At 46.7% G+C, this 22895-nt stretch carries 21 protein-coding genes; 8 read left to right on the plus strand and 13 right to left on the minus strand.

Annotated elements, in window-relative coordinates; all coding sequences use genetic code 11:
* The first annotated feature begins 3 nt into the window (after positions 1-3).
* The 3 genes from ACOJTG_RS11510 (at position 4) to ACOJTG_RS11520 (ending at position 2314) form a co-directional block, all read left to right on the plus strand.
* Positions 4-963: an ADP-ribosylglycohydrolase family protein gene (locus tag ACOJTG_RS11510; RefSeq protein WP_420153937.1), complete on the plus strand. Its 960-nt coding sequence runs from the start codon at positions 4-6 to the stop codon at positions 961-963.
* 37 nt (positions 964-1000) lie between these two features.
* A complete protein-coding gene (locus tag ACOJTG_RS11515; RefSeq protein ID WP_420153938.1) occupies positions 1001-2098 on the plus strand; it encodes a M20 family metallo-hydrolase in 1098 nt (365 codons plus the stop codon).
* 81 nt (positions 2099-2179) lie between these two features.
* The gene (locus ACOJTG_RS11520; protein ID WP_420153939.1) at positions 2180-2314 is read left to right on the plus strand and encodes a hypothetical protein; all 135 of its coding nucleotides are present in this window, start codon (positions 2180-2182) and stop codon (positions 2312-2314) included.
* Positions 2315-2386: 72 nt separating this feature from the next.
* Here the strand turns inward: ACOJTG_RS11520 and ACOJTG_RS11525 are convergent, their stop codons facing one another.
* Positions 2387-3640: an MFS transporter gene (locus ACOJTG_RS11525; RefSeq protein WP_102200685.1), complete on the minus strand. Its 1254-nt coding sequence runs from the start codon at positions 3638-3640 to the stop codon at positions 2387-2389.
* Positions 3641-3765: 125 nt separating this feature from the next.
* Positions 3766-4866 (minus strand): chorismate mutase, encoded by a 1101-nt coding sequence (locus ACOJTG_RS11530; RefSeq protein ID WP_420153940.1) that lies wholly within the window; start codon positions 4864-4866, stop codon positions 3766-3768.
* Positions 4867-5203: 337 nt separating this feature from the next.
* Between ACOJTG_RS11530 and ACOJTG_RS11535 the strand changes: the two genes are divergently transcribed.
* Positions 5204-6454: a proline dehydrogenase family protein gene (locus ACOJTG_RS11535; RefSeq protein WP_420154000.1), complete on the plus strand. Its 1251-nt coding sequence runs from the start codon at positions 5204-5206 to the stop codon at positions 6452-6454.
* Between the two features lie 148 nt (positions 6455-6602).
* Positions 6603-7244, plus strand: a complete 642-nt coding sequence (locus ACOJTG_RS11540) for a lipoprotein signal peptidase (RefSeq protein WP_420153941.1) — start codon at positions 6603-6605, stop codon at positions 7242-7244.
* Positions 7245-7524: 280 nt separating this feature from the next.
* Here the strand turns inward: ACOJTG_RS11540 and ACOJTG_RS11545 are convergent, their stop codons facing one another.
* From ACOJTG_RS11545 to ACOJTG_RS11585, 9 genes are all read right to left on the minus strand, one after another.
* A complete protein-coding gene (locus ACOJTG_RS11545; RefSeq protein WP_104710552.1) occupies positions 7525-8145 on the minus strand; it encodes an OmpH family outer membrane protein in 621 nt (206 codons plus the stop codon).
* 5 nt (positions 8146-8150) lie between these two features.
* Entirely contained in the window at positions 8151-8726 is a 576-nt protein-coding gene (locus ACOJTG_RS11550) for an OmpH family outer membrane protein (RefSeq protein WP_420153942.1), read from the minus strand.
* 60 nt (positions 8727-8786) lie between these two features.
* Positions 8787-11423: an outer membrane protein assembly factor BamA gene (gene bamA, locus ACOJTG_RS11555; protein WP_420153943.1), complete on the minus strand. Its 2637-nt coding sequence runs from the start codon at positions 11421-11423 to the stop codon at positions 8787-8789.
* 99 nt (positions 11424-11522) lie between these two features.
* On the minus strand, positions 11523-12263 hold the full coding sequence (locus tag ACOJTG_RS11560; RefSeq protein WP_420153944.1) for an isoprenyl transferase: 741 nt from the start codon (positions 12261-12263) through the stop codon (positions 11523-11525).
* A gap of 100 nt (positions 12264-12363) precedes the next feature.
* Entirely contained in the window at positions 12364-13035 is a 672-nt protein-coding gene (locus ACOJTG_RS11565; RefSeq protein ID WP_420153945.1) for a DUF6089 family protein, read from the minus strand.
* A gap of 66 nt (positions 13036-13101) precedes the next feature.
* On the minus strand, positions 13102-14106 hold the full coding sequence (locus ACOJTG_RS11570) for a hypothetical protein (protein ID WP_420154001.1): 1005 nt from the start codon (positions 14104-14106) through the stop codon (positions 13102-13104).
* Positions 14107-14193: 87 nt separating this feature from the next.
* On the minus strand, positions 14194-15069 hold the full coding sequence (locus tag ACOJTG_RS11575; protein WP_420153946.1) for an NAD kinase: 876 nt from the start codon (positions 15067-15069) through the stop codon (positions 14194-14196).
* Positions 15070-15131: 62 nt separating this feature from the next.
* Positions 15132-15944: a hypothetical protein gene (locus ACOJTG_RS11580; RefSeq protein ID WP_420153947.1), complete on the minus strand. Its 813-nt coding sequence runs from the start codon at positions 15942-15944 to the stop codon at positions 15132-15134.
* Positions 15945-16200: 256 nt separating this feature from the next.
* Positions 16201-16812, minus strand: coding sequence for a thioredoxin family protein (locus tag ACOJTG_RS11585; protein ID WP_420153948.1), 612 nt, complete (start codon positions 16810-16812; stop codon positions 16201-16203).
* A gap of 86 nt (positions 16813-16898) precedes the next feature.
* Here ACOJTG_RS11585 and ACOJTG_RS11590 point away from each other — a divergent pair, with 86 nt between their 5' ends.
* Genes ACOJTG_RS11590 through ACOJTG_RS11600 form a run of 3 tightly spaced genes read left to right on the plus strand, consistent with a single transcriptional unit; the run spans position 16899 to position 18824 of the window.
* The gene (locus tag ACOJTG_RS11590) at positions 16899-17300 is read left to right on the plus strand and encodes a GNAT family N-acetyltransferase (protein ID WP_420153949.1); all 402 of its coding nucleotides are present in this window, start codon (positions 16899-16901) and stop codon (positions 17298-17300) included.
* 54 nt (positions 17301-17354) lie between these two features.
* Positions 17355-18224 carry a ChaN family lipoprotein gene (locus tag ACOJTG_RS11595; protein ID WP_420153950.1) on the plus strand — a complete coding sequence of 290 codons (870 nt, stop codon included), beginning with the start codon at positions 17355-17357 and terminating at the stop codon, positions 18222-18224.
* A 24-nt stretch (positions 18225-18248) separates the two neighbouring features.
* Complete coding sequence (locus tag ACOJTG_RS11600; RefSeq protein WP_420153951.1) at positions 18249-18824, plus strand: hypothetical protein; 576 nt, start codon at positions 18249-18251, stop codon at positions 18822-18824.
* A gap of 78 nt (positions 18825-18902) precedes the next feature.
* Here ACOJTG_RS11600 and ACOJTG_RS11605 read toward each other — a convergent pair whose 3' ends face one another.
* Entirely contained in the window at positions 18903-19547 is a 645-nt protein-coding gene (locus tag ACOJTG_RS11605) for a response regulator (RefSeq protein ID WP_420153952.1), read from the minus strand.
* A gap of 73 nt (positions 19548-19620) precedes the next feature.
* A complete protein-coding gene (locus tag ACOJTG_RS11610) occupies positions 19621-22653 on the minus strand; it encodes a two-component regulator propeller domain-containing protein (RefSeq protein WP_420153953.1) in 3033 nt (1010 codons plus the stop codon).
* Between the last annotated feature and the right edge of the window lie 242 nt (positions 22654-22895).

The raw sequence follows: 22895 nt of genomic DNA on the forward strand, positions 1-22895 counted from the left end.
CGTATGAAATCACTTTCTGACTCTCGTATTCATGGCTTCTTGATTGGTACTGCTGTGGGAGATGCTATGGGTGTTCCGGTGGAATTTACAACGCGTAATTTTCTAAAAAACAAGCCCGTTGAAGGCATGCGAGCCTATGGCACGCACCACCAGCCCGCCGGAACCTGGTCGGATGATAGTGCTCTGACCTATCAAACCATCGAAACACTAATTCAGGGGCTGGATTACCGAATCCTGGCAAACCGGTTTTTGAACTGGTATCTCCACGGCGAATGGACAGCTCACGGCTCCGTATTCGACATTGGTATTTCTACCCGGAATGCACTGGATCGTCTGGAACAGGGAGTGGAACCATTAAAGGCAGGGGAGACCAGCGAGCTTTGTAATGGCAATGGATCGCTTATGCGAATGTTGCCCTTGGCTTTCTACTTTCATTATCAGCAGCCGAAGTTGAGTTTGGATGAACGTTTTGCGATTGTACGCAACGTATCAAGCCTGACCCACGGTCACATTCGTTCGGTGATTGCCTGCTTTGTATTGGTTTCCTTTGCTCAAGAACTCCTGGCGGGTAAGGAAAAAGTAGAAGCCTACCGAACAATTCAGCAATCGCTCGGTTCGTTTCCCGAACAAATTTGTTCAGCGGATGAATGCGAACTGTTTGCCCGTATTTTAAAAGAAGACCTTATACAATTATCGGAAAAGGAAATATACTCTTCTGGTTACGTACTGCATTCGCTGGAAGCCGCACTGTGGAGTTTTCTGACGACGGACACGTATTCGGATGCCGTCCTGCGGGCCGTAAATCTGGCAGATGATGCCGATACCACGGGTTCCGTTACGGGCGGTCTGGCCGGACTCTATTACGGACTGGAAGGTATTCCGGTCGACTGGGTGCAAACGCTGGCTCGTCTCGAAGACATCGAAGACCTAGCTGGGCGATTTACCCGTTTTCTTCATTCATAAAGAAGGAGGCACACGGCCCCTTTTTAAATTAGTAAGTATGGCTCAGCTTCTTGAAAGCCTCACTGTTGATTCCATTGAATTACTCAAACGTCTGATCGCGACGCCCTCCTTTAGCCGGGAAGAAGATCAGACGGCGTATCTGCTGGAAGAATTTTTCCGGGAACGGAACATGCCCTTTTCCCGATTAAATAATAACCTATGGTCCCGGAATAAATACTACAATCCGGATTTGCCGACGGTACTGCTTAATTCGCACCACGACACGGTAAAACCCAACCCGAAGTGGACACTCGATCCGTTCAATCCTTTGGTGGAAGACGGAAAACTCTTTGGATTAGGCTCCAATGATGCCGGAGGCTGTCTGGTTTCCCTGCTGGCTACGTTCTGTTATTTCTACCATCGGACGGATTTAGCGTACAATATTGTCTTTGCGGCTTCGGCGGAAGAGGAAGTTTCCGGAGCCAATGGAATGGAACTACTGTGGAATTCCGGAAAGCTAGGTTCGATTGACTTTGCCATTGTGGGCGAACCCACGCAAATGCACCTGGCCATCGCCGAAAAGGGTTTACTAGTACTCGATTGCATGGCTCAGGGAAAAGCGGGTCACGCGGCTCGTGAAGAAGGAGAAAATGCCCTGTACAAAGCTCTCGACGATATTGCCTGGGTACGTTCGTATGAATTTCCCAAAGAATCGCCGATGCTGGGAAAAATGAAAATGACGGCTACGGTCATTCGTACCGAAAACCAGCAACATAACGTCGTTCCAGCCAATTGCTATTTTACGCTCGATGTACGTGTAACGGATCAGTACACGCTGGAAGAAGCCTGTGACATCATCCAGGCCCACATGAAGTCGGAAGTGCAGGCTCGCTCGGTACGGTTGCGGCCTTCGAGTATTCCTTTAGAACACCCGGTTGTACAGGCGGGCATTCAACTGGGACGTACAACTTACGGTTCACCTACCACGTCCGATCAGGCCGTGATTGGCTGTTCTTCGCTAAAGATGGGTCCCGGCGATTCGGCTCGTTCGCACCAAGCCGATGAATTTATCTATTTGCACGAAATCGAAGAGGGAATTCAGTTGTACGTTGAAATGCTCAAATACGTGGTGCTGGCGAAAGGGGGAGTAGCATGATCGACAAGAAATCTGCGTATTTCTTCGGAGAAAAGAATCTTTTTGCCGATTTTTGAATTCAATAGAATCATTCTAAATATTATGGAGCAAAAGGAAACCACTCCCGGCTGGAAAGGTTGGATTAAGCGTTTGGGCTGGGCCGGCTTTTTCTTCTTTCTGATTAAAGGCTTACTCTGGCTCGCCGTTGGCTACTTCGGATTTAAGATTTTTGAATAATACATTTTACAAAAAAGAAAGGCTAACTCTTACTTAGAGTTAGCCTTTCTTTTTTGTAAAAGATTTCCTTTATCAAATCAGCTTTACATGGAGAAGCTCTTTGGTACGAACCCAGATGAAGCCGACAATGACCAGCGTAAGGCTTCCACCAATGAGTACGGAAGGGACAGTACCGAAGGTTTTAGCCAGTAAGCCCGATTCAAACGCTCCGATTTCATTGGAAGTACTAACGAAGATACTATTCACAGAAAGTACGCGTCCCCGGATCTCGTCGGGTGGTACCAGTTGAAGAATAGCCTGCCGAATAACAACACTGATGCTATCAAACGCACCCGTCAGGAAAAGCATCGTTACGGAAAGCCAGAAGTGCGTAGAGAGAGCAAAAACGATCGTAGCAATCCCAAAACCAGCGACAGCAATAAGCATGTTTAGCCAGGCTCTGCGTACGGGCGAGTACACGGCAGTCGCTACGAGCGTGAGGACGGCTCCGATAGAGGGAGCGGCTCGTAGAATACCGAGGCCTTCCGCTCCTACGTGCAGAACATCTTCGGCAAAAACGGGTAGAATAGCTACAACTCCGCCAAACAATACAGCCACTAAATCCAAGGAGATGGAATAGAGGAGGAGCTTATTACCAAACACAAACGTGATGCCTTCCCGAATGCTCTGCCAGACGCTAAGCTGTTCTTCTGCTTCCGATACTTCGGGGATAGGTTTCTTTTTGATGAACAAAAACAAAAGAAAGACCAATCCTAATCCAGCAATCACCAGCCACATCGTACCCGCCATACCCATCCAGGCGTAGAGAAATCCGGCAAGCCCCGGCCCTAGGATTGCCCCCGTCTGCCAGAAGGAGCTATACCAGGAAGCGGCATTAGGATAGACTTCACGAGGCGTGAGGAATGCTTTCAGAGAAGAAGTAGCGGGGCTATAAAAGCCACGGGCTAATCCAATTAAAGCCACTACGCCGTAAATAATGGTAAGTAGAAAAGTATCCGGATGAGCGGCCCGCGTTTCGGGTAATGTAGCCCAATGCAGGATGAATGAACCCACCAGTATGACGAGCAAACTCAGTAAGATGATTCGTTTTTTATCATACTTGTCCGCAAAGTGCCCGCCCAACAGAGCTAGTGAAATGTAAGGAATGGCTTCTGCAAGGCCTACCAGCCCCAAGGCCAGCGGATCGTGCGTAATGCGATAAATTTCGTAACCTAAAACAACTTCCTGAATCAGGATTGCTGTCGTGAAAAAGAAACTGGCTAGGCCAAAAAAAGTAAACTCCCGGTAGCGTAAGGCAGCAAACGGATCAGTAGGGTAGGCATTCATACCAAAGAATAGAGCGTATTAAAACTAGAATTCCGTACAATGCTACAAACGTATAGTTAAAAAACGCATTAAAAGAAAAAAGAGGTCACTGCATAGCGACCTCTTTTTCTATAAGTATTCTCAGCTTATGCTTGAGAAACGGAATTAATTACTTCCGTTTGTTTGCGGATCGAAGCTTCGTGGATGAGACGGTAGAGATCTTCTACTAAGTCCGTATACAGACCCAGTTTTTTACCCATTTCAGCCCGTGAAGCGTGAACTTGCTTCCAGCGATCGATTTGGAAAATCGTTACACCGTTGTCACGTTTGTACTCACCCATTTTCTCAACGATGGCCATACGCGTAGCCAGTACTTCCAGCAATTCGCGGTCAATGTTGTCTACTTTCGCACGGAGTTCATCCATGTGGCTGTGGTACTCTGAATCGCTAACATCTGATTGACGTACCTGAAGGCTACGGAGCATTTCGCCCAGAGCAGCCGGCGTCAATTGTTGCGAAGCATCCGACCACGCTTCAGCCGGATTACGGTGTGACTCGATGATCAGACCATCGTAGTTCAAATCCAGGAAACGCTGGGTCAATTCAGCCAGGTATTGACGTTTACCAGCCATGTGACTCGGATCACCGATGATGGGCAAATTAGGCAACTGGCGTTTGAGTTCCAGGGCTACCTGCCACATGGGTGAGTTACGGTATTTCGTCTCCTGCATGTTCGAGAAACCACGGTGGATAGCCGCCAGCTTCTTCAAACCTGAGTTCTGAAGACGTTCCAGAGCTCCGATCCAGAGAGCCAGATCAGGATTTACCGGGTTTTTCACTAATACAGGAATGTCTACGCCTTTCAGAGCGTCAGCAATGTCCTGTACGTTAAAGGGGTTCACCGTCGTACGGGCCCCAATCCATAGAATATCTACGTTATATTTTAGAGCCAGTTCAATGTGCTCGGGACTCGCCACTTCAATAGCCAGGGGCAGACCCGTTTCTTTCTTCGCAGCTGCCAGCCAAGGCAAAGCAGCCTCTCCCATACCTTCAAAGGAACCCGGACGGGTACGTGGTTTCCAAACCCCAGCCCGAATAACGTGGGCATAGCCCTCTTTGGCGATTTGGGTTACCGTATCCCAAACCTGTTCTTCTGTTTCTGCACTACAGGGACCCGCAATCATCAAGGGCTTTCCGTTGGTGTTGATCCAATCCTGCAAAGGCACAATGTCCAGCGTCGCACTCATCTTGTAAATCGTTAATTAGTAAGCGTTTATTTGTTCAAAAAGCCGGGGAGCAGTTTATTATGATGAAGAGTAACGTTTAGGCCAAATCTTTTGGTACTTCAATTGAAATAACAAACTTAAAATCAGAGTGTTAAGTATTCAAAGATAGCCTTTTTTATTAAAAAAATCAGTACTGACTTGTGAAAATGAAGAGCGTTTACCCTTACCTTTGTAGCCGCTTTTCGACAAAAAATGATCGATTGCCGATTAGCCCGCTTAAGATTTTGAAATGCCCAACCTGAACCTGCCTGCTATATTCACACTTTTACACTAACACGGTTCACTTCCTATGCCCAAAATGGACATTTTGAAAGCTCCGATTCATCAACAGACTCGCGAAACCAAACTCTCTTTTGATGACACCTCGGTAGCTTTTGCTAATCAATCCGACTGGCAACTCAAGAAAACGTATTTCATTTTTGCGGCCATGAATCGAAACTGGCTTGTAAAGATAGGTACCTTTTTTATGAAATTGTTTTTAATGCTCAAATTTCCCATTAAAGGAGCCATTAAAAGCACAATCTTTGAACATTTCTGTGGTGGAGAAACGATTGAAGGCTGTACGGACACAATCCAGCAGTTAGATAAAGCCCACATCGGAACAATTCTTGATTATTCCGTAGAAGGAGAGGATTCAGAGGAATCTTTTGACGTAACGGTAAAGGAAATTTTGCGGACGATTGAAAAGGCCGCACAAATGCCTGCCATTCCTTTCTCCGTATTTAAAGTAACGGGGATTGCCAGTACCGAATTATTGGAAAAAGCTCAGTCCGCTCAAGGCCTGAATGATGCGGAAACGGCGGCTTTTGCCCGCGTACGCGAGCGAATGGATATTCTTTGCAAAGCAGCTTATGAACATCACGTACGGATTTTTGTCGATGCCGAAGAAACCTGGATTCAAGATACCATCGATCAGTTAGCCTACGACATGATGGAACGGTACAACCGCCAGGAATGTATCGTTTGGAATACGTATCAAATGTACCGCGTAGAAAGCTATGCTAATCTAGTACAAGCTACAGAAACGGCTCTGGCAAAAGGATATGAGCTGGGCGTGAAACTGGTACGCGGAGCTTACATGGAAAAAGAACGTCAGCGGGCCCACGAAATGGAATATTCCGATCCAATTCATGCCACGAAAGAAGATACGGATCAGGCGTATAATCAAGCCGTTCTGTACTTCCTGGAGAACCGGAACGTGATTTCGATTTGTCTGGGTACGCATAATGAATATTCCTGCTTGTTACTGGCGGAGAAGATGAAAGAGGCCGGTATTCCCGTCAACGATGCTCACATCTGGTTTGCTCAGTTGTTGGGGATGAGTGATAACATTAGCTTTAACTTAGCTCACAGTGGCTACAATGTGGCTAAATATGTTCCTTATGGACCGGTAGAAGCCGTTATGCCTTATTTGTTCCGCCGGGCTGAAGAAAATACCTCGGTAGCCGGACAGGCCAGCCGGGAATTTACTCTATTGAAGAAAGAAGTTCGACGCCGAAAGCGGGCCGTTCGACAGCAACTGTGTAAATCAAAAAAATCAGTTCAATAATCTTACGGAGAGCCCTCATTCGAGTCGAATGGGGGCTTTTCATGTAAAAGCTATCCGTTTCGTACAAACACTTCTGAATTTTGTACGTTAGATAGGAACGACTTACCCGATTAACTCATTTCTTTGTGGGTTGCTAATGATTACCTGAATGAAGAATCCTCTGAAGTTTTTTTTGCTGACACTCTTTGTTATTGTCCTGGATCAGACCGTTAAATACCTTGTATACAAAAATATGTATCTGGGGGAAGACATTCCCTTAATCGGAAAGTGGCTGAGTATCCATTACGTTTTGAATCCGGGTATGGCCTTCGGTATGCAGCTGGACCATCCCTATGGCAAGTTAATTCTTACATTGTTTCGTCTGGTTGCCATGGCTGTAATTGCCTGGTATTTGACTCGCCTCGCTCGTCGTAATGCTCCCGATGGCCTTTTATGGTGCATTGCTGCCATTTTAGGCGGAGCGATCGGTAACGTCATCGATTCGACTTTTTACGGCGTTCTGTTAGGAAATGCTCCCTATGATGCTCCATCACCCTGGTTCCACGGTCAAGTAATCGACATGGTACTATTCAACCCCTGGGAGGGCTACCTACCCGAATGGATTCCGATCTGGGGCGGTTCTTATTATACGAGTCCAGTCTTCAATATTGCTGATGCTTCGATTTTTCTGGGTGTGGTGTTCATACTGATCTTCCAATCTCAGTTCTTTAATGAAGATGAGAAAGAACAGAATCAAGAGAAGCCAGCGTTAAAGAATGATATACTTCGGGATTCGTCCTCAGAAGTATAAATCGAATAAGGTACTGTCACAAAAAAGCCTCTGGTATTTCTGTACCAGAGGCTTTTTTGTGAACAATTCTTGTAGGCGGAGAGGACGGTAGATCTATGAGCTACTGTATAGGGATAGAATATATAAAAGCCTCAATAAAGCTTCTAGGGAGAACTAACAAGTCTTTATGAGCAATGATCTATTTCATAGGAATTGATGATGGAGTCGTTATTTACACCTACTATTAACAAAAAAGCCCAGACTTGTAGAGGCTGGGCTTTTACTGTACTCGATAAACAAATTAGGGCTTTTTAGCTGGTGTTTTAGGAGCACCTTGTCCGGCAGGCTGTGCAGCAGCAGGTTGAGCGGCTGCTTTTTTCAGAGCTTCAGGATCAACACCCATTTTCTTGAATACCAGATCCGTTACTTCCGTAGCAGGATCTGCGTACAGAACGATTGGGTTCAATTGCGTACTAACCGAGCTGCTTAAGATGAACGTATAGTTGTTCTCTTTCGCAACGGATTTGATGGCATTGTCAATGTCAGCCAGCAGGGGTTGAAGCAGTTGTTGTTGCTTCTGGCCCAATTCAGTCTGAGCATTCTGTTGCAATGTCTGCAGACGTTCCTGAATACCTTGCAGTTCTTTTTGCTTGTCGGCTTTGATTACATCCGACATGGTGGGTTCTGCTTTTTGGTAAGCGGTGTATTTGTCCTGCAGGTCTTTTTGCAGACTCTGCATTTGGTTTTGGTATTGCGTACTCCGAGTTTGCAGTTCAGCTTCTACAGCCTTGGATTTGGGGTGACCCGCTAACAGAACATCAATATCGGTATAGCCAATTTTGAGGGCTGACTGGGCATTCGCGTTTAATCCTACGAAGGCTAGGGCAGCGGCGGTCAGAACGGCAAAAATTTGTTTTTTCATTGGTTTTACTGCTTGGTCTTTGTGTTTTGCGTTGGTGTGTTTGTTTGATTGGGGTTCGCTTTCGGATCTATGCCCAATTCTTCGAGTACGTAGTCCGAGTAATCATCCCGGGGGTCCGTATAGATCATGGCCAGGCCTTCGGAGGATTTGTCCAGAATCATGCGAAGTTGTTTCTGCCGAGCTACTTTTTCGACGGCCCGGCTGAGCTCGTCCATGATGGGTTTAAGTACGTCTTTTCGTCTTTGGTGGTACTGTCCATTATAACCAAAAACCTTATTATTTAATTCTTTGACTTCGTTTTCTTTTCGTTCGATTTCCGCCCGACGTTGCTGCTTCATAGGCTCGGTCAGTAAGGGCTCTTCCGATTTATACAGACGTTCGAGCTTATCGATTTCCGCGTGTTTGTCGGCAATTTCCTTCGTTCGTACCTGCGTCCAGCGATCCATTTCGCTGTTCACTTTCTGAAACTCGGGCATTTTACTAACAATGTACTCGGAGTCAATATATCCAAATCGCTGGGCCCAGGCAGGGCTTGCCTGCAAAACGAACGCCAAAAATAGGAAAAATAAGCTGGTTCTCACGAGTTATGGATTTAACAATACTATAATTCAGCAGTGGCGGACTAAATAAGCTTGCTACAATTAGCGAATTTGCTGGCCAATGGTAAAGTGGAATTGACCTTTACCCGCCTGTTGAATCGAGCCTGTTGGGCCGACGTTGCGGTCGAAACCGTACCCGTAATCGATACCAATCATACCAAAGGCGGGCATGAAGATACGAGCACCAATACCAGCCGAACGTTTCAGATCAAAGGGATTGAAATACTTGTAACTATCCCAGTTGTTACCCGCTTCCATGAACCCTAAAACGAACACAGTAGCTGAGGGGTTCAACGAGATGGGATAACGAATCTCCATTACATATTTATTGTACACAACCCCACCATTTCCCTGATAGAGACGCGTTGGGTCCGTACGTACGCTACGGTCATCATAACCGCGTAAACCGATGATATCTTGTGCAATGGCAAACTGACCCTGTCCGGAAAGTCCTGAACCACCTAGTACAAAGCGTTCAAGGGGAATGATACCGAGCTTAGAATTATAGTTACCCAGGAAACCCATGTGAGCCCGCGTATGGAAGACCAGTTTTCCAGTAATGGGCACGAACCAGGATAGATCGAACATCCACTTATGGTACTCTAGGAAGCGATATTTTTCCTGAGGTTCGTTCGGGTTCCAGTTAGAAGGTCTAAACAGTGAGTACGGCGGCGTCAGCGTAGCCGACAGCGACAGCGAAGAACCTCTCCGCGTATACTGCGGGTTATCGAGATCGTAACGCGTCAGCGTAGTAATGAGTGAAATGTTATTCGAATTACCCGTATCAAAATCTCGGATCTGTAAGATACCATAGTTTTTGAATTCGTAACGCATGTACGAAAGGGCCATATTCAGACCGAAACGGTTGTCCGGACGGCGTAAACGTTTTCCTAAGCTGATGGAAGCCCCCGTAGTATTAAAGTAACCACGTTCATTACCGAGCGGTCCTCCAACACCTCCGTATCCGCCGCCGCCATAACCTCCACCATAGCCCCCGTATCCATATCCGCTACCATAGCCACCATAGCCATTATAATCGAAGATACGGTATACCTGACGGTTGATGTTAAAGGAAAAGGCATTGGGTTTTTTACCTCCTAGCCAGGGTTCAGTAAATGACAAGGAATAGTTCTGGAACTGCTTACCGTTAGCTTGGAAACGAACGGCCAATTTCTGACCATCCCCAGCGGGTAATGGACGCCAGGCTTTCAGGTTCGTGATGTTACGGGCCGAGAAGTTATTAAAGACAACCCCTAAGGTACCCACAAAGCCAATGTAACCACCCCAACCCCCGGAAAGCTCAATCTGATCCGAAGCTTTTTCTTCAACGGTGTACTCAATATCTACCGTGTAGTCATTCCGGGGAATCGGATTGATACCGATTTTCTCCGCATCAAAGTAACCCAGACGGGCTAATTCCTGCTGTGTACTCACGACGGCTGTTTTCGAGAATTTCTGACCAGGTAGTGTCAGGATTTCCCGCAGTACTACGTGATCGGAAGTCTTAGTATTTCCGTTCAGGATAATTTTATTGATGGTAAATTGCTTTCCTTCAAAAATATTGAAGTTAATGTCAATCGAGTCGCCTTCGATGGCTGTCTCTTCGGGATCGGCCCGGAAGTACAGGTAACCTGCATCCATGTATAGCGAAGAAACGTCATAACCGGGACTGCCCTGTAAACGTTTTTGAAGTTCTTCCGGATTGTATACGTCACCTTTTTTGAGGCCTAATATTTCCGTCAGTAAGGAGTCAGAGTGTAAGTAGTTACCCTGCCAGGAAATATTACGGAAGTAGTATTTCTTCCCTTCTTCCAGTTTCACATATACGTCAACCGTCTTGTTATCGTGCGAGTATACGGAGTCCACCACGATGCGAGCATCCCGATACCCTTTTTTATTGTAGAAGTCGATAACCTTGCCTTTGTCCTCTTCAAACTTCTTCGGAATAAACTTGGAAGGAGTGAAAACCCGGCCAAAACGCATCTGCTTGGTACCCTTCATTTTATTCCGTACGGTAGCTTCAGGCAGTTGTTCCCGTCCGTCCAGATCCAGATCATGAATCTTGATTTTGGGTCCTTTAGTAATGGTTACATTTAAGGCGGCGTTATTACCCCGGGCCGTATCCGACACCTGACGAACTTTCACGTCTGCGTTCAGAAAGCCTTTTTCTACGTAGTGTTTTTTGATCGTAGCCTGGGTGTTTTTGATGAGGGCTTCGTTGATAATCTTACCCTTAATCAGCTTTACCTTATCATTAAGAGCGTCTTTTTCACCCTTACGAACGCCCGTAAACGTAATTTTATACAAGCGAGAACGCTCCCGCATGAAAATGTCCAGCCAAATATTTTCACCTTCAATTTTGGTGGCGGTTACTTCCACGTCTTCCAAAATGCCCTGGTCCATCAATTTCTTGATAGCTCCTGAGATTGCAATGCCGGGAATCTGGATTTTATCACCAACGCCCAACCCTGAAATAGAGATAAGGGAATTCGCATCGTAAAATTTGGTTCCACTAGTCGTGATTCCTTTGATGATGTATTCTTTCGGCTGCGTGTAATCGATTTCCTGGCTAGCAGCGGGTTGCTGAGGCGTTGCCGGCTGGCCGCCTAAACCCACGCGGGCCTGGCTAAAGGAAAGAAATGGCAGGAAAATCAGGAGGAGAGGGAAAACCTTTCTCATTGGGTTAATGACAACATTTCTGAGGCGAAAGTGCCTGTCTTTCAAAGTAATATGCTTCTCAAGTCAGTAGTTCCAGCAAACAGAAATTTTAGGGAATAGTTAGGCTTTTAATTGTTCGCTGGTCTTTCCAAAACGACGTTCACGGTTCTGATAATCTTTGAGAGCTTTATCTAAGTGCTCCCGGCGGAAATCGGGCCAAAAGGTATCCGTAAAATGAAGCTCGGCGTAGGCTAACTGCCACAGTAAAAAATTACTGATGCGGTGATCACCGCCGGTACGAATCATCAAATCAACATCGGGCATACCACTCGTAGCCAAGGCTTTGCTTAAGTGTTCCTCGGTTAACTGCCCAGATGCAAATTCTCCGCGTTGGGTTGCATCAACGAGTTTTTTAACCCCTTGCATAATGTCCCATTTACCACTATAACTTAAAGCCAGTACCAGCGAAAGACCCGTATTGTGTTGGGTACGATCCATGGCCTGCTTTAAATCTTTCTGGCAGCGTGTGGGCAGACTTTGCGTATCACCAATGGTTAACAAGCGAATATTATTTTTCAGTAATTTGGGGGTTTGGTCGGCTATGGCCTGTACAAGTAGTTCCATCAAAGCGTCTACCTCTTCCTGGGGACGGTCCCAGTTTTCCGTGGAAAACGTATAGAGCGTCAGGTACTCAATGCCTAATTCAGCACAGCCTTCCACGACATCCTCTACTGCTTTAATGGCGTGACGGTGGCCGAAAATCCGGCTTAACATACCTTTTTGTTTGGCCCAGCGTCCGTTTCCGTCCATAATAACGGCGATATGGCGGGGGAGATTGCCTGTATGAATAGTTTCCTTCATCCTCTAATACGAAAAACCGATAAGGTTCGAAACCTTACCGGTTCTGAACGATCGTGCAAAAGTAAGAATTTCGTGGCAGTTTTCGTTCGGTTTACCAGGATTAGGGACAGATCACCCGAAGGATTGTATAACTCACGGAAAGAGACGTATAGTAATACATGTCTTTCCGCGTCGGATCAGACTGTAATTCTTTAGGAACCGTTGGTCCAGAGACATTATAATTATCCAGGTAATCCGACCAGGTTTTACGAGTACCGAACTCAAAACCCAGGCTCCAGGGGCCTTTGATCTGCCACTTGATACCGGCTCCAAAGGGAATGGCTAATCCCGACTTTTTATACGATTCCGTAGCCGCCTGATCGGGCTTGAAATTATAAAAGGCCAGACCGCCAAATACGTAGGGAGACCAGTTACGGGGTTTCCGTCGCGTATAGTCGAAATTCAGGAAATTATACTGAATATCCGCTCCGGCTTCCATGATCCGTGTGCCAAAGATAATACCCCTGGCTCGCTGAAAAGGGTCAGAGCTTTCGAAGTCACTGGCATAAATTCGTCCAGCAGTGAAAGAAACGCGACCGGAAAGAGCTTTAGAGGCATTATAGCGAAAGAAGAGATTTCCTCCAGGACGAGCAAACTTGAGATGCAGGTTAGGAGAGATGTCTCCTTTATAGTGCATCATACCCAAGCCAGCTCCGAATTCAATTTTCTGAGCCTGAGCCCAACCGAATACTGACATCCACAGGAAGAAAAAAAGAATAGATCGCTGAAGCATATGTGAAAAGGGTTCGTGTGGTAAAGCACGAACCCATCGATTAATATATCGCTATATACAAAACTGCTAACGTAAGGGAGGGCATTTAATTTTCGGAGTAATGATATAATTCAGGTGAATGGCCGTTAAAAAGTAATAGTCTTTGTTGCCACCACCACGACCGTCACCCCAATTATTGCCTGGTGCATTATTAGGCCCTCCTCCTTGTTCAGTGAAAATTCGTTGAAGCCCGGCGGTACGATCACCTCCTTTGCGTGCTGCTACTAATTCCTGACTACGATTACTCATGGCTTGAGCCAGGGCATCTCCTGCGAAAACGTCGGGGTTCGCAGGGTAATAACCTCCTACATCATCCAGATAGTCCGTAAAAGAAAATCTGAAACCAGCTTCGGCAGAAATATCCCAGTTACGTTTGTATCGGAAACGAAAACCTAAACCGATGGGAATTGCTGCTGAGACAAGCGAATAAGGTTTAGCGTACCCCGGACGACCCTGTCCTTCCGTTCCTAAAGGTTGAAGCTTTACCCACTCATTCCCAAACTCTTCTGGGGTTCGTGCTTTGGGGTTGTGTGCAAGGATCGCAAGCCCTCCAAATACGTAAGGAACAATAGCAGGCCGATCAAAAGCATTCCGCCCTTCAGGAATGATATTGTAAATAGCGGTAACCGAAAGCTCTTTCAGATCATTTCTGAAGTGAGCATTGCGAAGAAAGTTGTTATCGAACTGAGGTCGGCCATTGAACTTGTAGTCATCACCGGATATACGTGCCAACGTCAACGCGGCTCTACCACTAAATCGGGGTGTAAAGTGACGCGTATAGTTTCCAGTTATATTCCATCGCATCATGTTGAAAACAGAATTGATAGGGTCTTTAAGCGGAGCAAGCTCACCGAAATAACTGGAAGTACCAATACCAAAAGCTACACTCGAATAGGACTCAAATTGAGGTTTACGGGCTCTAGTGTAATTTTTACTAAGTCTGAGTTGAGCCTGAGAGTAACCTAGGCCCAATAAATAAAGTGCACTGATCAATAAAAGTCTTTTTCTCATATGAAGGTCAATATGAATCATCAAGGGTATTCGTCTAACGACAAGCAGCAAAAATTGGTATGTTATAGGAGCGAATACTTTCGGTAATGATAGGGTGAGTTGGAAGAATTAATTACGGATATCTAAGCCCCAGTTTAGTTTATTACGTAGCGTTTCCAGGAAGGTATCTCCTTTCACTTTGACTAGATGAGCACTAAAACGCTCTCTTCTGACGCAATAACGTACGGAATCATCAACTACTTTGGATCGGGAATCTAGGGAAATTAGACAACTTTTACTCCGGCTTTCCACCGTAACCTCAATCCGACTGCCATCGTTGACTACGATGGGTCGAACATTCAAGTTGTGCGGGCTAATCGGAGCAATGATAAAATTGTTCGTACGCGGTAATACTACCGGTCCACCCACGCTGAGGCAATAACCCGTCGAGCCCGTAGGCGTGGAAATAACCAGCCCATCGGCCCAGTACGAATTAAGAAATTCTCCGTCGAGCCAGGTATGTACCACAATCATCGACGAGCGGTCTGTTTTCGTAACGACAAAATCGTTCAGACCAAAATTAGTGCCTTCAAATACGTCCCGATCGTTTTCAACGTGCAAGAGTACGCGTTCATCGATCGAAAATTTCCCATTTTCCAGCCAATCCAGCGTCTGGGTAATTTCGTCGGGATTAATAGTTGCAAGAAAACCTAGTCGGCCTGTATTGACGCCAACGATGGGTAAGGTACGTTCGCCGACGTGCGTGACCGTTTCAAGCAACGTCCCGTCGCCGCCAATACTAAAGACAAAATCCGCGTCGAATAGATCCTGACGATTTTGATAGGTTGCCGTAAACGGATGATTGATGGCCGCATCCTGAATGTTCTGGCGATAGTCTTCGTGAATCTGAACCTCCGCTCCCCGGCGGGCAAGTTCACCCAATAAAGCCTGAATGGCAGGTCTAGTCTGTTCCGTCAGCGGACGGCCATTAAGAGCAATTTTCATGAAACAGATGCTTTAAGCCGTACGCTAGGGAAGGCATTTGGTACTATAACCCCAGAGCAGGACTAAAGTTTTGGGCGATGGTATTGTTCAATTTCCCGGTAGGCTTCATCAAATTCATAGCCATCCCGTACTTGTTGAACCAGTCGTTGTAGGCCCGCTTGACCAACCAGCCCTAACCATCGCGATACTTCTTTTCCAGAAGTAACGTAAGATTGGGCCGTTCGGTTAGCATCAGCCTGTCCCCGTTGTGTACCAAAAAAACCATTCAAGGTTACAATATCTTGAAGATGCGGAGCTGTCTTTCCGTGATTGGTGAGAATGTCCCATTCCTGTACATAGCCATTATAACGACGGCTTAAATCAGGATCAGAATAACGATAGTCAACCATGAGAGCAACGCCCTCATCGAACCACTGGGGCAGGGAAGATTTGGCCTTCATCCAGCCCAAACGGGCAAACAATTCGTCGTGGCACATTTCGTGAGCAATCACATCCACGTTCAAGCCATCCGGATTGAGTACAATCCAGGAGCCCGTGGGCGTTCCTAGGCTACACCCAGCTCCTTCGTACAGCAGACAGAATTTTTGGTACTCTTCTCGATTAGAACAGAAAATAATGGTAGCCTCACCCCGCTGATCCCCCCAGAACCCACTGACGCGTTTGCGAGCCTGCGTAATGAAATGAAGTAGCGAATCGCGACGTTGCGTGCTAACGTGATCGCTGGCGTATACGGAGGGAGCAACCTTTGAAAAACCACGAAAACGTACGGTTTGACAGGCCCAAATGGGTGGAAACCAGAGGTAATAGGCCGCAAGTAGAAAAATACCGAAAAGTAAAATATTGACGATCAGTCGCTTACCACTCCAACGTATCATAGTTTAACCTCGCCCTTCAATGGTCAGCCGGGCTAGCGTTTTCGTCAAAATTATAACGATACACCCGGATTCCCACCATGAAAAAATGTTTTTAATACTAAAGCCTCTAGTAGCTTTTACCGTAAGCATCTGAAAAAGAAGCCTATATCTTCAAGGCTTTTCTTCCCGAGTATGTACGGAAATTTTCGTATTACCGACTGATGCAAACGAAAAATCAATCCTTAAAATCCGTTTCCAAGGATTGATTTTAAGCAGGTTACGAAAGTTGTTTCAGTACCTGGAATAGCTCGGCTTGTGTCGTGAGCGTTTTGTCTTTGGCGTACCACGTGTGGAGTTGCGTACTGAGTTCATCAAAGCTTACGTTTGCTTCTTTGAGCGACCAGTACAAATCCTGAGCGGAAGCGGGTCGGGGTCCCCATTCAGCCACTTCTTCGAGGGTGTCAGCTTCAAGAATAACCAGTTTAGGAATGGCCCGGCCCCCCTTGGTCAAATGAGCATCGATCAAATCCAGATTGGAATCACGTAGCACGTACCGGGTCTGGATTTTTCCCTGCGAAGCTTCAGCAATGCGTTCGAGCACGGGTACAATCTGGGCCGCATCGCCGCACCAGCCTTCTGTAATGATGAGCCAGTAGTAAGATTTAGGGTTAGCCTCAAAAGCCGCCAAAATTTCGGGCATCAGGACCGTGGTCTTGTCCAGTCGATGCATCCGTTGTACATTGAGTTGTGTATACTTGGTCAGCATTTCCGACTGGTTCGGGCCTGTGGTTTTACCTGCAGCCAGTAATTCGTCAATCAGATGCCGGTAAGCGGAATAAGTATAAGCGGATTCAATACGCTGGGAAGAAATAAGGGGAGAAGTTTCCATAAATATGTAATGAATTTTTACCGCAACGGTTACCCCAGGGGGTTAGTTCAATCGGCTGGGGACCGAAATAAACATCCAATTATTCCATGATCGACTACAGCACCGAAAAAAAAATTTCTGCCGAAACGTTTATTGATCTGCTGACTCGCTCGACACTAGGCGAACGCCGACCCGTTACCGATACTGAGCGAATGCAAGCCATGCTGGATGCGGCCAATATTCTAGTCACCGCCTGGGATGGAGCTCAATTAGTGGGCGTATCACGAGCCCTGAGTGACTTTAGTTTCTGTACGTACTTGGCCGATTTAGCCGTGGATGAAGCGTACCAGCACCAAGGGATCGGCCGTCGATTGGTAGAACTGACGCACGAAGTAGCAGGGCCTCTGACCAGCCTGATTTTACTGGCAGCTCCCAAAGCCGTGGCTTATTATCCAAAAATTGGAATGAAACGTAGTGAAGTGTGTTTTACGTTGGATCGACAGCAATAAAGTTGCCATGATAAGCCGTATCATCCTTACGTCTAAGTCCTACTACTTTCTCTCATGCGAAGCCTGTTCCTGATTCTTGTCGGTATCCTAGCGGGAGCTTTTACTGATAAACCAGCGTATCTTATCTACAATCAGCAGTTAAAGCCTTCGAGCTACGAGGCCCTGCTTCAGCACGCGGCCAATGCCGATGTGGTTCTGTTTGGTGAATTGCATAATAATCCCATCAGTCATTGGCTACAACTCGAACTGACAAAAGACTTATACGAACGCAAAAAGCAGCAACTCGTTTTGGGAGCGGAAATGTTTGAAGCCGATAATCAGCTGGTATTGACCGAGTACGGACAGGGAAAAATAACTACGCAACAGCTCGAAGCCGAGGCCAAAGTCTGGCCAAATTTCCGGACGGACTATAAACCGCTGGTGGATTTTGCCCAAAGCGAATCCATCCCTTTCGTAGCTACTAATATTCCCCGGCGTTATGCGAGTATCGTGGCCAAAAAGGGATTGGAGGAATTAAGTCGTCTCAGTCCCGAAGCTCAGCAAGCGATTGCTCCCTTACCCGTTACCGTTGATTTAACTTTGCCGGGTTACGCCGACATGCTGAAAATGGGAGGTATGCACAGTTCGTCGGGCTCCGTGGCCGCCGAAAATATGGCCAAAGCTCAGGCGATCAAGGATGCGACGATGGCTCACTTCATTCTGAAAAACTGGAAAAAAGGACAAACTTTTCTGCATTTCAACGGCAGTTACCACAGTCAGAACTTCGAAGGCATTTACTGGTACCTGAAAAAAGCCAACCCGGATTTACGCGTTGTAACCATTGCTACCGTAGAGGAAACCAACTTATCCGTACCGAAGGAAGCCAAGCCCGAACTGGCACATTTTATTTTAGTAGTACCCGAGACCATGACGAAAACCCATTGAAAAGCATTAAATACCACGTAAGCCATGCAGGATATCGAACCCTTTTACGGCTGGGAGAAATATTACATCGCCGCCGAAGATCCGCAGTCTCCCTTCTTTGAACGGGAGTACAATTATCAGCAGTACGAAAATACGGTATATGATTACTACATACATCCTAACTGGGATGAGATCGGGTCCGAGACCTTATACTGCAAAATCCTGTACACGGACTACGACCTGAACTTTACAATTATCGAGTTACTGGGCGAGTGGAACGATACGCTTCACAACGACATCATGCACTTTAAACGTAATGTAATTGATCAGCAGTTGTCGCAGGGAATCAGTAAGTTCATTTTGATTGGTGAAAACGTGTTCAATTTTCACGGTAGTAGCGACGACGATTATTACGCCGAGTGGTTTGAAGAAGTCGGCGACGGCTGGATTACGGCCCTGAACTTCCGGGATTTTGTGGAAGAAGAGTTCACTAAATATCACTTAGATTACTACATCAACTACGGAGGTACGCTGGAGGAAATTCCTAACTGGCGTACGCTCAAACCCCGGCTTTTCTTTGAAGGTGTTCAGCGACTGATCATGCGTAGATTAGATGCCTGATCGCTTGAAAGGGTACCAACAAAAAACCTCCCGAATCTTCGGGAGGTTTTTTGTTGGGCTGTACCTGGAAAGTAATGTCTAGATCAGCCGTTCTTTGGTCGCTTTCTCAATGGCTTCCGCCTTTGAATGCACTTCCAGTTTCCAGTAAATATTCTTGATGTGCGTACGGATGGTTTCCTTGTCCACAAAAAGTTCGTCGGCAATCGTAGAGTAGCTTTTCCCCTTGGCTAACAGTTCAAGTACTTCCGTTTCCCGCGAAGTAAGGGGTGAATTCCGGTTTTTTTGGAACGACTGTACTACCATGCGAGCTACGTTGGTACTCATGGGAGCCCCACCGTTCTGAATTTCCTGAATGGCTTCCAGTAAGCGACTGGGCGGCATGTTTTTAGTAAGATAGCCTCCCGCTCCGGCACATAACGCTTTGAATACCAGATCGTCGTTTTCGTAAACGGTAATGACAATGATGTTCGTTTGAGGCCGTGCTTTTTTAATGCGACTAATGCCTTCAATGCCGTTCATGCCCGGCAATTCAATGTCCATTAAAATAACATCGGGAGCGTCCTGAGTCAGGTGAGGTAGGGCTTCTTCGCACGAAGCATAGGTATTGACAATGTGAAAACCTGAAGTGCCGTTAATGAGTAGGGCAAAACCTTCGCGGATGACCGAATCGTCTTCGACAATGCAGACATTTATTGTTTCAGGAGCAGACAAAACTAAATTCATGGCTTTTTAAAAAGTACGCTAAAGATACGCTTTGGCCAACGGGCGTTGCATCAATAAGAAAAAAAACAGGGATTTATTTGGACAGTGTAGGCTTTTTCTGTGGTAAACGGATGCAGACGCTGACGACCGTACCCTGGGCTGGAGTACTTTCAAGCGTAAATATTCCCTCAAACTTACGAGCCCGACTTTCCATATTAAGGAGACCGTTTCCCTTCCGACTTTTACGGGAATCAAACCCTTGGCCATTATCAATCCAGCGAATGGTAGCCTCATCGCCCTGACGTTCAAAGGCCAGGAAAGTCTGCGTAGCCTGGGCGTGTTTAAGCGTATTGCTAATGGCTTCTTTGAAGAGAAAAATCAGGTGACGGCTCATACCCATCGGCAAAACGTAACTCCGTAACGATTCTTCCAAACCATTAATGTCAAACCGGATGCCCGTCTTGTCGAGTACGTCGTCACCAAAATCCTTAAGTCGAATGGCAATTTCGTACAGGTTATCGTGATCGGGGTTAATGGCCCAGATAAAATCTTTCGTACCCTGGTACATCCGGTTGGCATTATCGCTGATTTTGGTGAGCAGCGGAAGAACCTCGTCTGAAGGCTCGGGCAGACGAGCTTTGATGATTTCGGTAAGCATGGAAATACGGGTGATTGTATTCCCAAATTCATCGTGCAAATCCTGGGCGGCGAGCTTACGAACGCGTTCGTTCTCCACCAGTTTGACTTTTTCCAGTTCCAGCAAATGAGCTACCTGCCTCCGAACTCGAGACTGGTAAATGAGCTGGGCCGTACCACCCACCACAAGCAGACAAATGGCATAGAACCACCAACGTTGCCAGAAGGGCGGCACGACGACAATCGGAATCTGTAAGATTTGCGAATCGTTCCAGAGGCCATCGGCGTTCGAAGCCTTTACTTTTAAGGTATACGTGCCCGGACTCAGGTTAGAAAAACTGATGTAGCGACGCGTACCGCTAAAGTTCCAGTTGGTTTGAAAGCCTTCCAGCAGGTACGCATACTGATTTTTCTGCGGACTGCTGTAGTCGAGGGTGTTGTAGACAAAGGAAAAAAAGTTTTCGTTGGCCTGAATCGTCAGCTGGTGGTCATGAGCGAGTAGGCTGTCGAAGGCAAAGGGCTTTTCAAATTTTCGAAATGACGTCAGTACGACCGGGGGTGTAAATCGACTTTCCGTAAGTTCCTGAGGATTGAAACTGACGAGTAAGCCAATACCACCAAAGAAAAACATTCCGTCTGCACTGCGGTGAAAAGCCCCGGTATTGAACTCATTCGCCATTAATCCATCCCGACTACTGTAATTTCGGAAGGTTTGCGTACGGGGATCAAAGCGGGAAAGACCCCGGTTGGTACTCATCCAGAAACGCCCCTCCTGATCCTCCAGCATACCGTATACGACGTGATTGGCCAGCCCATCCTGTTCAGTAAAGTGTTCGAAACGAGGTTGTCCATCCCTGAAAAACAAACGGCTGAGGCCTTTACTACTGGTAATCCAGAGTTGTCCCTTGCGGTCGCAATGCAGATCGTAGATTTCATTACTCAGCAGACTTTCCGGGTCGTCGGTCTGGTTATAATAGGGCGTAATGCGTCCGTTAGTATCAATGCGATTCAGCCCCCCCATGGTTCCTACCCAAAGGGTACCATCGGGCATTTCCTGAATAGCCTCAATGGTTGATTCGGGACCTTTAGAGCTAAACTCAAACCGCGTAAGTTGACCCGTTTTACTACGCTTATACAAGGCTTTCCCCGTACCAATCCACAACTGGTGGTGCCGGTCCTCGTAGAGTTTACTTACCATCGGAAACTCTTGGGAAGCCGCATCAGGAACGAACTGACTTCCGCTCCAGCGGTAAAGACCTTTACTACTGCCCACCCAAAGCGTACCCTTATAGTCTTCCAAAATGCTATAAATACGCTCACCCAGTAGCTTCTCGCTAAAATGCTGACTTTGTAAGCTGTTCTGATTGATGCAGAATAAACCCCGATAGGTGCCAGCCCAAAGGTTATGATGGCGGTCGGTATAAAGGGAGAAGAATGACTGCAAAGAACCTGGGGCCGTAATCAAATCTTCCCAATGTCGAAAGTTATTCTTGGCCTGACTAAAGACTTGTACGCCCGCATCGCGAGTGCCAAGCCAGATGACATCTTCTTTGGGGTCTGGCCCCTGGTACAAAGAGGTTACTACGTTGCTTTGCAGTCCTTTTTTTGCATTTCCCGTCCAGTGGGAAAGAAGCGGTAGGGTAGAGTCTTGGAGGTCGTACCGATAAATACCTTCATTCCGCACCGATACCCATAAGACGGATTTATGGCTTACCAGCAGTGCCAGTACGGGTTGCTGCGTGGGTAGAAAGCGTTGGGCGGTACTAGGCTTTTGGGTATTAATCTGATGTAAACCTACTTCGGTACCCGCCCAGAGGCGATACGTCGAGTCCTGAACGATACTGTACACGGGGGTGTGCAGGAGCGACCAGTGAATGACCCGCCGAATGCCTTTTTCAACGGGACTAACACGGTACAAACCCTGACTCGTCCCAGCCCAGAGGAAACCTTTTGGGTCACGGTGCAGGGTGTGAATGACGCGGTCTTTGAGCAGATAATCTGATGAGCTTACTAAGTTCTGAAAGTCGAGCTCAGGACTAGCCGTACTCTTCATTCGAAAGAGACCATTAGGCGTACCTATCCAGAGCGATCCGTCACGATCTTCAACAAGAGCATTAACGGTAAGTTTATAGGAAGTACCGTATCGGGTAATGATCCCGTTAGTACGGTCAAAGCGATTGAGTCCCTGACGCGTACCGACCCAGAGTTGGCCTTGGCGATCTTCGCAAAGCGACACAATGAATTCGTTCGACAGACTATTGGCTTGAAAAGGCTGATGCTGGTAACTAACAAACTGATGTCCGTCGAAACGATTGAGACCATTTTGAGTACCTAGCCAGATGTAGCCTTGCTGGTCCTTGAGTAGACAGTTGACACCACTTTGGGAAAGCCCCTCTTCCAGGGAATACTGGTCCAGAAATACCGAATTGGATTGGCCGAATCCGAAGCAGGCCCAAAAGCATGCGAGGCATAGAAAAAAGACTTTCATCATGGCTAAAGGGCACGTTTCGTGCAAAAACAAAGGTAAAAGACGCAAATTTTGCAAGAAACCCCCCAAAATGTGGGATTTTATGAGAGGGATACATTTTTTAATTTTGGCCTGTAGAATTTTTACAAAGTTTTGGTTAAGGGAAAAAACAGTTCTGTCTTGCGGAGCTGTTTTTTAGTTTCTAAGGCTTGGGTACGCTGACCCAACAAGTAGCCAGAATTCCGCCTTTCGAAGTACGCACTCTG

It is taken from the genome of Siphonobacter sp., assembly GCF_048595215.1.
GTDB lineage: Bacteria > Bacteroidota > Bacteroidia > Cytophagales > Spirosomataceae > Siphonobacter.

Excerpts from the sequence above, each read along its gene's own strand:
- ACOJTG_RS11580 (WP_420153947.1), bottom strand. The coding sequence starts at position 15,944 with ATGATACGTTGGAGTGGTAAGCGACTGATCGTCAATATTTTACTTTTC.
- ACOJTG_RS11530 (WP_420153940.1), bottom strand. The coding sequence starts at position 4,866 with ATGAGTGCGACGCTGGACATTGTGCCTTTGCAGGATTGGATCAACACC.
- ACOJTG_RS11600 (WP_420153951.1), top strand. The coding sequence starts at position 18,249 with ATGCAGGATATCGAACCCTTTTACGGCTGGGAGAAATATTACATCGCC.
- ACOJTG_RS11585 (WP_420153948.1), bottom strand. The coding sequence starts at position 16,812 with ATGGAAACTTCTCCCCTTATTTCTTCCCAGCGTATTGAATCCGCTTAT.
- ACOJTG_RS11510 (WP_420153937.1), top strand. The coding sequence starts at position 4 with ATGAAATCACTTTCTGACTCTCGTATTCATGGCTTCTTGATTGGTACT.
- ACOJTG_RS11535 (WP_420154000.1), top strand. The coding sequence starts at position 5,204 with ATGGACATTTTGAAAGCTCCGATTCATCAACAGACTCGCGAAACCAAA.
- ACOJTG_RS11520 (WP_420153939.1), top strand. The coding sequence starts at position 2,180 with ATGGAGCAAAAGGAAACCACTCCCGGCTGGAAAGGTTGGATTAAGCGT.
- ACOJTG_RS11565 (WP_420153945.1), bottom strand. The coding sequence starts at position 13,035 with ATGCTTCAGCGATCTATTCTTTTTTTCTTCCTGTGGATGTCAGTATTC.
- bamA (WP_420153943.1), bottom strand. The coding sequence starts at position 11,423 with ATGAGAAAGGTTTTCCCTCTCCTCCTGATTTTCCTGCCATTTCTTTCC.
- ACOJTG_RS11595 (WP_420153950.1), top strand. The coding sequence starts at position 17,355 with ATGCGAAGCCTGTTCCTGATTCTTGTCGGTATCCTAGCGGGAGCTTTT.
- ACOJTG_RS11570 (WP_420154001.1), bottom strand. The coding sequence starts at position 14,106 with ATGATTCATATTGACCTTCATATGAGAAAAAGACTTTTATTGATCAGT.
- ACOJTG_RS11515 (WP_420153938.1), top strand. The coding sequence starts at position 1,001 with ATGGCTCAGCTTCTTGAAAGCCTCACTGTTGATTCCATTGAATTACTC.
- ACOJTG_RS11545 (WP_104710552.1), bottom strand. The coding sequence starts at position 8,145 with ATGAAAAAACAAATTTTTGCCGTTCTGACCGCCGCTGCCCTAGCCTTC.
- ACOJTG_RS11610 (WP_420153953.1), bottom strand. The coding sequence starts at position 22,653 with ATGATGAAAGTCTTTTTTCTATGCCTCGCATGCTTTTGGGCCTGCTTC.
- ACOJTG_RS11540 (WP_420153941.1), top strand. The coding sequence starts at position 6,603 with ATGAAGAATCCTCTGAAGTTTTTTTTGCTGACACTCTTTGTTATTGTC.
- ACOJTG_RS11525 (WP_102200685.1), bottom strand. The coding sequence starts at position 3,640 with ATGAATGCCTACCCTACTGATCCGTTTGCTGCCTTACGCTACCGGGAG.
- ACOJTG_RS11560 (WP_420153944.1), bottom strand. The coding sequence starts at position 12,263 with ATGAAGGAAACTATTCATACAGGCAATCTCCCCCGCCATATCGCCGTT.
- ACOJTG_RS11590 (WP_420153949.1), top strand. The coding sequence starts at position 16,899 with ATGATCGACTACAGCACCGAAAAAAAAATTTCTGCCGAAACGTTTATT.
- ACOJTG_RS11605 (WP_420153952.1), bottom strand. The coding sequence starts at position 19,547 with ATGAATTTAGTTTTGTCTGCTCCTGAAACAATAAATGTCTGCATTGTC.
- ACOJTG_RS11575 (WP_420153946.1), bottom strand. The coding sequence starts at position 15,069 with ATGAAAATTGCTCTTAATGGCCGTCCGCTGACGGAACAGACTAGACCT.